The 13,599-nt window shown below is 69.6% G+C and carries 8 protein-coding genes; 6 read left to right on the forward strand and 2 right to left on the reverse strand.

What is annotated here, in order from left to right; genetic code table 11:
* Window positions 1-246 precede the first annotated feature (246 nt).
* Complete coding sequence (locus RDV84_RS14525; protein ID WP_309150751.1) at window positions 247-3,573, forward strand: TIM-barrel domain-containing protein; 3,327 nt, start codon at window positions 247-249, stop codon at window positions 3,571-3,573.
* A gap of 205 nt (window positions 3,574-3,778) precedes the next feature.
* Window positions 3,779-6,796: a TonB-dependent receptor domain-containing protein gene (locus tag RDV84_RS14530; RefSeq protein ID WP_425606260.1), complete on the forward strand. Its 3,018-nt coding sequence runs from the start codon at window positions 3,779-3,781 to the stop codon at window positions 6,794-6,796.
* 58 nt (window positions 6,797-6,854) lie between these two features.
* Here the strand turns inward: RDV84_RS14530 and RDV84_RS14535 are convergent, their stop codons facing one another.
* A complete protein-coding gene (locus tag RDV84_RS14535; protein ID WP_250449521.1) occupies window positions 6,855-7,187 on the reverse strand; it encodes a hypothetical protein in 333 nt (110 codons plus the stop codon).
* A 730-nt stretch (window positions 7,188-7,917) separates the two neighbouring features.
* Between RDV84_RS14535 and RDV84_RS14540 the strand changes: the two genes are divergently transcribed.
* The 3 genes from RDV84_RS14540 to RDV84_RS14550 all read left to right on the forward strand — a co-directional run bounded on the left by RDV84_RS14540 (window position 7,918) and on the right by RDV84_RS14550 (window position 11,194).
* Window positions 7,918-8,703: a glycoside hydrolase family 18 protein gene (locus RDV84_RS14540; RefSeq protein WP_158229961.1), complete on the forward strand. Its 786-nt coding sequence runs from the start codon at window positions 7,918-7,920 to the stop codon at window positions 8,701-8,703.
* Between the two features lie 440 nt (window positions 8,704-9,143).
* Complete coding sequence (locus RDV84_RS14545) at window positions 9,144-10,082, forward strand: sterol desaturase family protein (protein WP_309150752.1); 939 nt, start codon at window positions 9,144-9,146, stop codon at window positions 10,080-10,082.
* 71 nt (window positions 10,083-10,153) lie between these two features.
* Window positions 10,154-11,194 (forward strand): methyltransferase, encoded by a 1,041-nt coding sequence (locus RDV84_RS14550; RefSeq protein WP_309150753.1) that lies wholly within the window; start codon window positions 10,154-10,156, stop codon window positions 11,192-11,194.
* A gap of 54 nt (window positions 11,195-11,248) precedes the next feature.
* Here RDV84_RS14550 and RDV84_RS14555 read toward each other — a convergent pair whose 3' ends face one another.
* A complete protein-coding gene (locus RDV84_RS14555) occupies window positions 11,249-12,007 on the reverse strand; it encodes a DUF3472 domain-containing protein (protein WP_309150754.1) in 759 nt (252 codons plus the stop codon).
* 445 nt (window positions 12,008-12,452) lie between these two features.
* Here RDV84_RS14555 and RDV84_RS14560 point away from each other — a divergent pair, with 445 nt between their 5' ends.
* Complete coding sequence (locus RDV84_RS14560; RefSeq protein WP_309150755.1) at window positions 12,453-13,508, forward strand: DUF2268 domain-containing putative Zn-dependent protease; 1,056 nt, start codon at window positions 12,453-12,455, stop codon at window positions 13,506-13,508.
* Window positions 13,509-13,599: the final 91 nt, after the last annotated feature.

Below are 13,599 nucleotides of genomic sequence, written 5' to 3' on the forward strand. Positions count from 1 at the left end.
GAAAGTATTGCATTGCACAAACTTTCGTTTTGGATGAGAAATTCTTCCTTTTTGCTTTCAATTTATTGACAGCTTTCGAAACCCTGCCCTAGAGTCGGCCGCAACCGCTGTTGGTCGTCTGATTTTCGGAATGCCCGTCGAACGGGCCTTGGGGGCAAGGTGGAATTCCGTGTGCGTCGTCCGCGATCGTCGAGCGCGCTTTCTCCCAGCGCGGTCTCGGCCGGTGCGTCCCGTCCGGGCGCGCCGTTGCGCATCGCGATCCTCGCCGCGCTGTGCGCCGGCGCGCTGCCGGCGTCGGCCGAGCCGGTCGGCAACCTGCGCGCGGTGCGCGCCGGCGCCGGCGCGACGCCGAACTGGGAGCTGAGCACCGACAGCGGCAGCGTGCTGCGCATCGAGGTGCTGGCCGACGACATCGTGCGGGTCCAGGCCGGGCGCGGCGGCAAGCTCAGCGGCGCCGGCGACAAGGCCGCGCCGATCGTGCTGGCGCAGCCGGCGGCCCGGGTCGAGGCCGCGCTGGAAGAAGATGCCGCCGAGGTGCGCGTGCGCACCGGCGCGCTGGTCCTGCACGTGCAGCGCCAGCCGTTGAAGCTGAGCCTGGAGCGCATCGACGGCGAGCGCCGCGAGCCGCTGTGGCAGGAACTGCAGCCGCTGGACCTGGACGCCAGCCAGAGCGTGCAGGTGCTGTCCTCGCAACCCGACGAAGCCTTCTACGGCGGCGGCCAGCAGAACGGCCGCTATCAGTTCAAGGGCCGCGAAGTGGAAGTCTCGTACTCCGGCGGCTGGGAAGAGGGCGACCGCCCCAGCCCGGCGCCGATGCTGCTGAGCTCGCGCGGCTGGGGCATGTTGCGCAACACCTGGAGCGACGGCAGCTACGACCTGCGCCAGGGCGACCAGGTCACCTTGCTGCACCGCGAGGACCGATTCGACGCCTACTACTTCGTCGGCGAACTGCCGCGCCTGCTCGAACGCTACACCCGCCTGACCGGCCGCCCGGTGCTGCTGCCGCGCTGGGCGCTGTCGTACGGCGACGCCGATTGCTACAACGACGGCGACAACGGCAAGAAGCCCGGCACCGTGCCCGAAGGCTGGCACGACGGCCCCACCGGCGCCACGCCCGACGTGGTCGAGAGCGTGGCGCGCCAGTACCGCGAACACGACATGCCAGGCGGCTGGATCCTGCCGAACGACGGTTACGGCTGCGGCTACAAGCAACTGCCCGAAACGGTGAAAGGGCTGGCGAAATACGGCTTCCGTACCGGCCTGTGGACCGAGAACGGGGTCGACAAGATCGCCTGGGAAGTCGGCACCGCCGGCAGCCGGGTGCAGAAGCTCGACGTGGCCTGGACCGGCAAGGGCTACCAGTTCGCGCTCGACGCCAATCAGTCGGCGTTCGACGGGATCCTGAAGAATTCCGAATCGCGCCCGTTCCTGTGGACGGTGATGGGCTGGGCCGGCATCCAGCGCTATGCGGTGGCCTGGACCGGCGACCAGAGCGCGAGCTGGGACTACATCCGCTGGCACGTGCCGACCCTGGTCGGCTCGGGCCTGTCGGGCATGGCCTACGCCACCGGCGATGTCGACGCGATCTTCGGCGGCAGCGCCGAGACCTACACCCGCGACCTGCAGTGGAAGGCGTTCACCCCGGTGCTGATGGGCATGTCGGGCTGGTCGTCGAACGCGCGCAAGCATCCGTGGTGGTTCGACGAGCCTTACCGCAGCATCAACCGCGATTATCTGAAACTGAAGATGCGGCTGACGCCGTACATGTACGGCCTGGTGCACGAGGCCGCGCAGACCGGCGCGCCGCCGGTGCGCGGTTTGATGTGGGACTACCCGCAAGACCCGCACGCGCGCGACGAAGCCTACAAGTACCAGTTCCTGCTCGGCCGCGACCTGCTGGTCGCGCCGGTGTACCGCAGCCAGGCCGCGAGCCGCGGCTGGCGGCGCGGCATCCACCTGCCGGCCGGGCGCTGGATCGACTACTGGGACGGGCGCAGCGTGCAGGTCGGCGCCGCCGGACGCGAGCTCGACCGCGCGGTCGAACTGGCGACGCTGCCGGTGTTCGTGCGCGCCGGCGCGATCGTGCCGATGCACCCGGCGATGCTCTACGACGGCGAGAAGCCGCTCGACGAAATTACTTTCGACCTGTATCCGCAGGGCGAGTCGCAGTACGCGATGTACGAAGACGACGGCAACACCCGCCGTTACGAACAGGGCGAGTCGAGCACCCAGCAGGTGCGCATGAGCGCGCCGGCGAGCGGCAGCGGCCCGGTGGCGGTGGCGATCGACGCGGTGCAGGGCCAGTACCAGGGCCAGCTGCCGCAGCGCCGCTACGCGCTGCGCGTGCTCAGCCGGCAGGCGCCGCGCGCGGTGACGCTGGACGGCCGCGCATTGCCGAAGCTGGCCGACGCGGCCGCGCTGAAGACGGCGCCGGAAGGCTGGTACTTCGATCCGAACGAACGCAAGGGCAGCGTGCACGTGCGCAGCGCTGCCGTCGATATCCGCAAGCCGCTGCGGTTCGCGCTGGACATCGCGGTCGCCGCCGCGGCCGCCGATGACGCCTTCCCGGCCGCGCCGGCGTTGGGCCGCGCGTTGCCGGCCGACAGCCTGCTGGTGGTCAACCGCCCGGCCGAAGAGCCCGGGCACGCCTTGGAAAACGCGTTCGACGACGACGCGAATACGTGGTTCCGCAGCGTCCGCAATCAAGCCGTGCGCACCGGCGCGCACGAATGGACGATCGGGTTCGGCGAACGCAAGCTGATCGACGGCATCGAGCTGGCGCCGCGCAACGACAAGAACTGGAAGCACGGCCAGGTCCGCGACTACGAGGTCTACCTGGGCGACAGCAACGGCGAGTGGGGCGAACCGATCGCGCGCGGTCGCTTGCAGCTCAAGCAGGACACCCAGCGCATCGAGTTCCCGGCGCGCGCCGGCCGCCTGCTGCGTTTCCGCGTGCTCAGCGTGCAGAACCCCGAGGGCGACGGCGCTTCCGCGACCGATCCGATGGTCACCGCGGCGCAGGCCGGCGCCGCGCGCGCGGTCGACGCGCTGCAACCGCGCGATGTCGGCCCGATCGCGCTGGCGAGCTTCCACATCCTCGAACACCCGCAGGCCGAACGCCCGCAGCAGCAGCGCTATCTGTCCGAACTGCCGCTGCCGCCCGCGCTGGCCGCGCAGGTGCGCGCCGATCGCTCGTTCGGCGCCGACCAGCCGCTGCGCATGAACGGCCTGCTGTTCCGCCGCGGCCTCGGCGTCGGCCCGGCCAGCCGCATCGATCTGAAGCTGCAGGGCCAATGGCGCCTGCTGCGCGCCGACCTCGGCGTCGACGACGCCTGCCGCGCGGCCGGCGGCCTGCAGTTCCAGGTTTGGGGCGACGGCCGCCTGCTTTACGACAGCGGTCTGGTCAAGGCGCCGGGCGTGGTCAAGCCCGAGCTCGACATCCGCGGCCTGTCCGCATTGAGCCTGCGCACGCTCGGCGCGCAAGGCAGCCAACCCGCCCAGGTCTGCGCGAACTGGGCCAACGCCGCGCTGATCGGCCAGGAGGGCGACAGCGCCAGCATCCTCGCGCCGTGAGCCGGCGCACCGTCCCGCCATACCGCCCGCCGTCCGCCCCGCACCGAACAGGTAGCGCCCAACTCCGAATCCGCAACGCAGCACCCAAACGCAACACCGCTCCTCCCCCCGCCCATACCGACTGCGGCCCGATGGCCGCGGCCCGGGATCGCTGTTGCCTTCATTCCGCCATTCGCGCCGCAGTCATCCTGCCAGGAGAGTTCCGATGTCGCCCGCCAGCCGTCGCCCGCGCCGTCACAGCGCCCACCGTTCCACCCCGCGTTTCCCCGTCGCGCCGCTGTCGCTGGCGCTCGCCGCCGCGCTGCTCGGCCACGCGTCCATCGCCGCCGCACAGGAGCAGGGCAGCGACGGCGCGGACGGCAAGAGCAAGACCACCGAACTCTCGCGCGTGGAGGTCACCGGTTCCAACATCCGCCGCCTGGACGTGGAAACCGCCTCGCCGGTGCAGGTGATCAGCAAGCAGGACATCGAGAACATGGGCGCGCGCACGCTGCTGCAGGTGCTCGACAACCTGCCGGCCGCGCGCCCGGCGCAGCAGGACTCGCGCTCGCTGTTCACCGGTTCCGACGGCGCCTCGCAGGCCAATCTGCGCGGCCTCGGCGCACAGGCGACGCTGGTGCTGCTCAACGGCCGCCGTCTGTCGTACTACGGCGCGCCGGCCGGATTCCAGACCCAGTTCGTCAACATCGACTCGATCCCCGCCGCGGCGATCGAACGCATGGAAGTGCTGACCGACGGCGCCTCGGCCGTGTACGGCACCGACGCGATGGCCGGCGTGATCAACGTGATCACCAAGCGCAACTACCAGGGCGCCGAGATCACCGCGACCACCGACCTGTCCTCGCGCATCGACTCCTACGGCGAGCACCAAGCCAGCATTACCGCCGGCTTCGGCGACCTCGACCGCGACCGCTACAACGTCTACGGCTCGTTCAACTTCTACCGTCGCGACGCGATCCCGCTGAGCGACTTCTACGACAAGCGGCCGAACCAGTACTACATCAACAATCCGAACTACATCAAGAACCTGCGCCTGGGCACCGGCAGCAAGCCGGGCGAGTTCAATCCCGGTACCTACTTCGCCTTCGATCCGCGCACCGGCGCGCGCGTGCAGGAGGCCGCGCCCGGCTGCAACAACGTGCTCACCGGCGAAGCCGCCGGCCCGCGTTGCATCTGGCAGACCTGGATGAACAACGAGATCGACGCCGGCGCGCAGACCGAGCGCATGACCGGCTACGTCAACGCCCACTTCCTGATCGGCGAGAGCACCGAGGCCTTCGCCGAACTGACCTACACCGACATCGACCTGCGCGCCAACGGCGGCACCCCGCGCAGCTTCAGCACCACCACCGGCAACCCGACCAGCTGGTTCTCGCGCGACACCGGCGCCAACGTCAACCAGTTCCTGTACCCGTTCCTGGGCCCGAACAACGAGTACAACCGCGCCAGCCCCGAGCTCAAGGCGATGATGGGCGGCGTGGTCGGCCTGCAATACCTGCTGCAGGACGCCGGCAAGAACTACTTCGGCCAGCGCAACACCGACCAGAGCTATCGCGCGGTGGCCGGGATGCGCGGCAATCTCGGCGACTGGAACTGGGAAACCGCGTTCGCCACCGCCGGCAGCCACTCGATCACCTACCAGACCATCAACGTCAACCTCGACGGCTTCCGCAAGGCCTTCGGCCCGTTCACCGTCGACCCGGGCACCGGCCGGGTGATCATCTCCGACCACCCAGCGTACAAGTTCGGCGAGATCAGCGAGGCCAACGCGGCGTTGCTGCGCGAGGCCTATCCGACTTTCGACATCCAGTCCTGGACCCGCCTGCACACCCTCGACGGCAAGATCGAAGGCCCGCTGGCGCAATTGCCGGCCGGCGAGATGCGCGCCGCGTTCGGCTTCAACATCAGCCGCGAGACCTTCTACACCCCGGGCAACGAGGACGCCGCGCGCGGCCTGATCACCCAGCAGGGCGGCTCGTGGTTCGACGGCAAGCGCAACACCTACGCGCTGTTCGCCGAGACCGTGGCGCCGCTGACCGACAAGCTCGAACTCGACGCCGCGCTGCGCGTGGACAAGTACCCGAACTTCAGCGCCAACGTCGCGCCGAAGATCGGCCTGAAGTACCAGGTCATGCCGCAGCTGCTGCTGCGCGGCACTTACTCGGAAGGCTTCCGCGCGCCGAGCCTGGCCGAGGCCGGCACCGGCGGCGTGTTCGCCCAGCTCGGCGGTTTCCGCGACGAACTGCGCTGCAACGAGACCAACGCCATCGCCAACCTGCTGCGCCAGTCGCGCCGCGCCGGCGACGTCGACCTCGGCAATTCGCTGCTCAACGTCGACTGCGGCCGCACCGTCGCGCGCATGACCCAGCCGAACCAGGAGCTGAAGCCGGAGAAGGCCAAGATCGCCACCCTGGGCGTGGTGTTCGAGCCGCTGGACTGGCTGTCGGTCTCCGCGGACTACTGGTTCGTCTACCGCCGCAACGAAATCGCCGCGCCGGATTTCAGCAAGATCCAGGACATCTCCGAGCTGCGCCGTTCGCCGATCACCGACTCCGACCGCGCCGCGGTGGCGGCGCTGGCGGCGATGTGCGCCGACCCGGCCAGCGGCGTGGCCTGTCCGGGCACGCTGCCGGGCTACAGCGCCGGCAACGTCGCCAGCGTGGTCGGCCAGTACAAGAACCGCGGCCGCACCCTGATCGACGGCTTCGACATCGACGCGCGCAGCCGCTTCTCGCTGGGCGAGTGGGGCGGGCTCAACATCGGCCTGGCCGCGACCATTGCCAACCGCAACCGCTCCTACCTCGACGACGAAAGCGGCTGGTTCTACGGCGACACCGTCGGCTACTACAACAACCCGCGCCTGCGCGCGACGATCAACGCCGACTGGAACTACCAGAAGTTCACCACCAGCGTGTTCGTCAACTACGTCGGCGGCAGCAAGTGGGCGCGCGAGCGCGTCGACGAAGTCGACAACAACGAGCAGACCTGCACCGCCGGCTACCTGCCGGTGCCCAAGCCGCAATGCGACGGCGCGCCGTCGTGGTGGACCGCCAACCTCAGCCTGAACTGGCGCCCGACCGACAAGCTCAACGTCGGCGTCACCGTCAAGAACCTGTTCGACCGGCTGCCGTTCTACGATCCGAACAGCTTCCTCGGCGACTCGCCGGACTACGCCAGCATCTTCGGGCGCAGCTACAGCTTCACGGTCGGCTACAAGTTCTGAGGAGGGCCGTCGCGCCGGCCTGCGCCGGCGCGACGGTTCCGCGGGACGACTGCCGCGCTCAGTTGCAGCGCCGCGGCACGGCGTACTTGGTGATGTTGGCCGGTTGCGGCAGCCCGGGCGGATTGCTCTGGCTGAAAGTCAGGAAGAACGCGGACGCGCCGGGCGTGACCGTCGCCAGGTAACAGCTGACGCCGTCGGTGCCCATGTCGACGACGGAGGCGCCGTTGTTGACGCTCCAGCCCCAGTTGTAGGGAAAGTTCTGGGTCAGGCAGAGCTTGTAGGCGGTGGGCTGGCCGATGCAGGGCGTATTCGGGCCCTCGATGCTCTGCGCGCCGGCGCCGAAGCTGACGGACAGGGCGAGCGCGAGGCAGATCGTTTCCATGGTCTTCATGGTGCGGTCCTTGCGGGTGGATGAGCGCCGTATCCTGCCGTCGCGGACGCGATCGGTGACTCACGTTCGCTCACCGCGTACTGGCGGCTGGGCCGGCGATTGCGGCGTTCGCGGTCGGATCGCTCGACTTGGGCTGCGTGCGCCGCGGCGTCGCCGCATGCCGGCCTGCCGGCCGAACGCCGCGGCTAAGGCGTCGGTTGGCGCACGGCGGACGCGGCCTCTTCGCGACCGTTCGCTAGCGCACGACTCCTTCGCTGGAATCGATCTGCGCGACATCCTCGCCGAACCTCGTCGCCATCGCCGCGCGCCGTACTCGCGCCCGCCATCGGCAGCGGTTGGCGCCGATCCGCTCGCGCGTTCGATCCGCCGCATGCCGTTTTTATCGTTCAGCCCGTTGCGCCGACGCCGCGCATCGCCGCGCCCGCGCAAGGCGAACGCTGTGACCTGCGTTCGCGCAAGCGCGGCGCGCGGATGCGATAACTCCGCGTCGCGCCGCGCAGCCGGCGCGCGTGGGCGAAGCGGACCGTAGGGATGTTCGCCTCTTGGTTCGTTTCTAGGCTGGACGCGCAGGGACACGACTTCGAAGCGGCCCGCGCGCCGGTCAAATCGATAGCGTTTTCCAGCTAAAACCAGAGGAGATCAGCCAATGTTTGGAAAATCTGCGCTTCTTGCGGTCGGTCTAATGGCGTTTTTCGGCGTTGGCGAAGCCAGCGCGCGCAATGTCGTGTTCTTGAACAATCCTTCGCCGCAGGACGTGAAAGACGTAGGCAAGTACCTGGTCAGCGGCACCGGCCAGCCGTTCTTTTCCGACCTGGTGCTGTTCGCCGCCAACATCAACGGCAGCACGCCGAACACGCCGGTGCTGTACTACAACGCCGAGATGAGCGCGATCCTCAAGGACAACCTGAGCATCGTGCGCGGTCTGCAGGCCCAGGGCATCAAGGTGCAGATCTCCTACCTGGGCAACCATCAGAACGCGGGCTGGTCGTGCAACATGAGTTCGGCCGCGGCGACCAAGCTCGCCAACGCGATGGTCGCCGACGTGGTCAAGTACGGCCTGGACGGGATCAGCGTCGACGATGAGTATTCGCAGTGCTCGGGCAACGCCAAGGCGTTCTATTCGGTGCTCAAGGCTATCCGCGCCAACAGCAAGTTCGCCGGCAAGACCCTGTCCAAGGCGCTGTGGTCGGATTCCAGCTACTTCCGCTCGCCGTCGAACGCGGCCGACTACCTGACCGAAGGCTACGAGATGACCTACGCCGGCAGCGTCAGCTACCTGGCGCCCTACGTGGGTTACGGCATGAGCAAGAACGCGCTGTTCCTCGGCATCTCGCCGCAGTTCAGCCCGGCCTCGTCGGTGCGCTCGATCGCCCAGGACGTCGAGGACGACGGCTACCAGGGCGTGATGATCTGGGCGCCGAATGCCTTCCTCGACACCGCCTCGGCGTCGGCGTACTACACCCAGATCGTCAAGGCGCAGGCCGGCGAAGCGGAGTCGGTGGAATACGTTCCCTGACCGCGACGACGCGCCGTTGCGGTACGCGCTAGACAGTTGCGAAACGCGACGCAGATCCGGCCGCACAGAAAGCCCTCGTTCGCGAGGGCTTTTTCTTTGTCCGCGCCGCCGCGCGCGTCGGCGCATTCGCGCGTGCCGCGTGCCGGAACGCTAACGAACGGGCGGTCGTTTCGCATCGCGTTGAGTCGGCGGCGAAGCGGCATCGCGTCGCGGCCGCGGCGTTCATCGCGATGCCGATGTGATCGAAATGCAGCCGTTTTCAACGGCCATGAGATCGAACCGGACATGCGTGGAGGCATCCGCGATGCGGCGGCCATCCATGATCGCGATCACCGATGCGGCCGAAACCTTCGTGTACAAAGCTGCCTCGCCGACCGGCCGGCCCGCGCGCCGGAGAGCGAAGCAGCGGCGAACGCCGCATGCAGCCCAGGAGATAGGCGATGGTGTCCGACCGCACGCCCGAGCCAGGATCGCGCTACCCGCTGCTGCGCCGCGCCGCCTATCCGCTGCTGCTGGCGGCGGCGCTGGCGACCGCGGTCGCGGGCTTGCGCCTGCACTGGGACCCGGGCGCGACCAGTTTCTCGTTCCTGCTCGGGACCATGCTCTATCTGGGCATCCTGGAGCGCTTCATCCCTTACGACATCGACTGGCATCCGACCCGCCGCGAGTGGGCGCAGTACGGCGTCTATTTCCTGCTGACCGTTCTCGGCGGCGCGCTGTCGGCGGGCCTGGTCGCGGCCGCGGCGACCGCGCTGGCGCCGGCGCAGCCACGCCTACCGATGTGGGCGGAGATTCCGCTGGCGCTGCTGCTGGGCTCGCTCGCCGGCTACGTCATGCACCGGCTCAGCCACCACAACCGCTGGCTGTGGCGCGTGCATGGGATCCATCACGTGCCGGACAAGGTCAACGTCGGCAACAACGGCGTCAACCATGTCTTCGATGTCGCCATCGACCAGTTCGTGGTCCAGTTCGCGCTGGCGTTGGCCGGGTTTTCCGAAGCTTCGGTGTTCGCCATCGGCATCTTCGTGCTGGCCCAGGGCTATATCGCCCACGCCAACATCGACGTGCGCCTGGGCTGGCTCAACCACATCGTGGTCGGGCCGGAACAGCACCGCCTGCACCACAGCACCGATCCGGCCGATGCCGGCCACTTCGGCGCGGAACTTTCGATCTGGGACCACGTGTTCGGCAGCTATACCTGGCGTCCGGGACGCAAGCCGCTGCGGGTGGGATTGATCGACCCGAGCACATTTCCGCAGACCCGCTCGGTGTTCGCCAGCGTCCTGCATCCGCTGCGGCGGCGCGCGCGTTACCAGCATCGCGACGACGACGCCCGCACCGTTGCGGCATCCGCGCGCGACCGCGCCGCGGACGGCTAGGGCGTCCGTTTCCCGCTACGCCGCGATGCGCGCGGCGGCCTTCCGACCGGCAACCCGCCCAGGAGAACACGATGCGCACGGCGAGCAGCGAACCCTCTTCCTCCCAACGTCCGCTGGGTCCGGCGCAACTGGCCGCGAGCGGCGCGTTCGCGCGCGCGTTGGCGGTGGCGGCGCGCCTGGGCCTGGCCGACCTCACCGCGACGCAGGCGCGCACGTCCGCCGAACTGGCCGCGCAGACCGGCACCGATCCGCAGACGCTGGCGCTGCTGCTGCGCACCCTGGCCATGGCCGGGGTGTTCGATATCGACGACGAAGGCCGCTTCGGCCTGAGCGAGGCGTACCAGCCATTGCGCGGCGATCATCCGCAGTCGCAGCGCCACGTCTGCATCCTGGTGGCCGAGACCTACGACGACGCCTTCGCCGGCTTGCTGGAGACCGTGCGCAGCGGGCGATCCGGCTTCCGCCCGGCCTTGGGCACCTCGCTCTACGATTACCTCGCCGCGCATCCAGACGCCGAGGCGATCTTCGACGAAGCCATGGCCGAACTGGCCCGGCCGGTGGCGCGGGCGATCGCCGCGCGTCCCGGCTTCGCCGAGGCGGCCATGGCGATCGACATCGGCGGCGGCAGCGGTGCGTTCCTGCGCGGCCTGCTCGATGCCCATCCGCACTTGCGCGGCATCTGCCTGGACCGCCCCAGCGTCTGCGCGCGCGCCGCGCAGCGCGCCGGCGGCGGCGATGCGCGGCTGGAGTTCCGCGCGGCCGACGTGTTCAGCGAGGTTCCCGCCGGCGGCGATCTCTACCTGGTCAAGAACGTGCTCTACGACTGGTCCTTCGACAGCGGCCTGAAACTGCTGACCGCCGCGCGCGCGGCGATGGCGCAGACCGCCGCCGCCGAACCCGGCCGGGCGGCGCCGCGGCTGCTGGTCGTCGAGCCGCTGTTCGAGCGCGAAACCGACGCGCCGCGGGCCTTGTTCCAGAAGGTGATCTGCGAGGACGGCACGCGCGGGCTCGACGAGGCGCAACTGCGCCGCCTGATCGAGGCGGCGCGGCTGCGGGTGCTGGGCGTGGAGCGCCTGGAGACCGGACACAGCGTATTCGAATGCGCGCCATGACCGCGGCCGGCGTCCGCCGCGGCTGGCGGCGGACGCCTCGCGCACCGCGCGCCGTCACTGCGCCGGCGAGGGATACCCGCCCAGGTCGCCGACGATATTGATGCACTTGCCGCCCGCGTCGCAGGCGGCGTGGACGATATTGCGGTCGTTGCAATTGCCGTAGGTCTTGGTGGTCTGGCTGCTGGCCGGCAGGTTGCCGTTGGCCACCGGCAGGTGGAACACCGAGGACTGCGCGCCGATCACGCTGCACGAAGCCAGCTGGTTGTCGCCCTGGCTGTATTCCTCGACGAAACTGACCGCGGTGTTCTTGAAGCCGCTCCAGCCGGTGGGGATCAGGATCGTGGCGACCGCGACGCTGTCGCCGGTCATCAGGTCGGTGACGGTGCCGGTGACGCGGTTGGACGCGCGCGCCACCTCGACCTTGTACTTGTGCCCGGTCTTCCAGTCCCACTTGAGCTGGCATTGCACGCCGCTGCCTTCGTGCGAGAAGTGGTTGCAGGCGGCGCGACTGGCGGGGTCCCAGCCGCTGGCCAGCCAGATCGAGAAATTCAGCCAATGCTGGCCGCTGCGGTTCTGCAGGCCGATATAGCCGCCGTCGCCGCCGACGAACCAGAACTGGTTGGCCCAGTAGTAATTCGAGCGCGCGCCGCCGTCCTGGACGACCTGATCGTAAAAAGTCATGCGGTCGTAGCCGGCGGCCGCGGCCGGCCAGCGCGCGTCGGTGCTGACGATGCCGCCGACGACGACGGCGTGCGCGGCGGGCGCGGCCAGGGCGCTGGCGGCGAGCAGGGCGGACAGGGCGAGACGCTTCATCGGAAACTCTCCAGTGTCGGGGGCGAAGGCGCGGCGCCGCAGTGCGTGGGCGCGGCGACGTTGGCGAACCTAGCAGTGGCCGGCGAGGTCGCGCGGGGCGGACAACGATGTCGGATCCTTGCGCGCTTGCGCGCGATCACGTTCCGCGCACCGCGTCGGTGTCGCCTGCGGACACGAGGCGATGCGGGAGCGCGCCGCCGCGCGGTCGGCGCTTGCGGCGTTGCGCCGATGGGGTGATGGCTCGCCGTGCGGGCGGTTCGTTGCAGGATAACGTTGTCTTGTGGCGGCGGCCGCACCCGTGCCGCCGCCGAGGCCGGACCTGCGCAGGGCGCGGCCGGCGGCGGACGCCGCTTGCAGGCCGGATTCGCCGCAGTGCTGACTTTTCTCACCCGCGCCGCCGCGCCTGCGCGGCTAGCATGTCCGTTTCGTCGAAACAGGACCGGGCATGAATCTGCGATTGCGCGTTGTATCCGTCGCTGCGTCCGCGTCCGTGTCCGCGTTGGCGCGCTCGGTCGCGGCCGCGTTGCTGCTGGCCGGCGCGGCGCCCGCCGCGTCCGCCGACGCCGGCCCGGCGCCCGCGCGCGAACCGGTGGTCGACATCGCCGACGTGGAGCGCTTCTACGCCGTCTACGACGCCGCGCGCGGCAAGCCCGACGCGCAGGCATTGCAACGCGGCTACCTGGATTCCGGCACGCCGGCCCTGCGGCAGTTCGCGGCCGCGCGCATCGGCACGATGCAGCGGCTGGCCGAGCGCATCGGCGAGCGCCCGCAGGCTTACGAAAAGGCCCGCGCCTGCGCGCAGCGGCTGCCGCAGATCCGCGCCGGCGTGCGCGCGGCGATGGCCGAGCTCGGGCGGATCTATCCCGAAGCGTCGTTCCCGCCGGTGACGCTGGCGATCGGCCGCGGCGGCACCGGCGGCACGACCACGCCGGCCGGCGTGGTGATCGGCGTGGAGACGATCTGCAGCGCCGATTGGCTGCAGCCCGACCTCACCGCGCGCTTCGTCCATTTGATCGCGCACGAGTACGCGCACGTGCAGCAGCCCGGCGCGGCGGTCGAGACGCCCGGCGCCAGCCTGCTCTATCAGGCGCTGATCGAAGGTGGCGCGGAGCTGGTCGGCGAGCTGTCTTCGGGCGAGGTCAATGCGGTGCACCTGCGCGAGCGTACGCGCGGACGCGAATGCGAGTTCGAGCGCGAATTCGCGGCCGAGCAAGGCGGCAGCGACCTTTCGCGCTGGTTCTACAACGGCGTCGGCGACGCCCGGCGTCCCGGCGACCTCGGTTACTGGGCCGGCTATCGCATCGCCGCCGCGTTCTACGCGCGCGCGGCCGACAAGCGCCGCGCGTTGTACGAGCTGTTGCATGCGACGCCGGAAAACGCGCAGGACCTGTTGCGGCGCAGCGGCTGGCGGCCGCAGTGCGGCGAGACCGCGGCGTCCGCGTCGCGGGCTCCGGCCAGTGCGATCGATCCGCTGGAGGGCGGCCTGAAGAGTTCCGCCTGAAGCACGCTGCCTGAAGCGCGCCGCCTGAAGCGCCCGATCCGAAAAGACCGGCCCGGCGCGAGAGGAGCGATCCGCGATCGGCTTCCCGTCC

Origin of the sequence: Lysobacter yananisis (assembly GCF_031199375.1) — a bacterium.
Classification (GTDB): domain Bacteria; phylum Pseudomonadota; class Gammaproteobacteria; order Xanthomonadales; family Xanthomonadaceae; genus Lysobacter; species Lysobacter yananisis.

Excerpts from the sequence above, each read along its gene's own strand:
- RDV84_RS14550 (WP_309150753.1), top strand. The coding sequence starts at position 10,154 with ATGCGCACGGCGAGCAGCGAACCCTCTTCCTCCCAACGTCCGCTGGGT.
- RDV84_RS14530 (WP_425606260.1), top strand. The coding sequence starts at position 3,779 with ATGTCGCCCGCCAGCCGTCGCCCGCGCCGTCACAGCGCCCACCGTTCC.
- RDV84_RS14555 (WP_309150754.1), bottom strand. The coding sequence starts at position 12,007 with ATGAAGCGTCTCGCCCTGTCCGCCCTGCTCGCCGCCAGCGCCCTGGCC.
- RDV84_RS14535 (WP_250449521.1), bottom strand. The coding sequence starts at position 7,187 with ATGAAGACCATGGAAACGATCTGCCTCGCGCTCGCCCTGTCCGTCAGC.
- RDV84_RS14560 (WP_309150755.1), top strand. The coding sequence starts at position 12,453 with ATGAATCTGCGATTGCGCGTTGTATCCGTCGCTGCGTCCGCGTCCGTG.
- RDV84_RS14545 (WP_309150752.1), top strand. The coding sequence starts at position 9,144 with ATGGTGTCCGACCGCACGCCCGAGCCAGGATCGCGCTACCCGCTGCTG.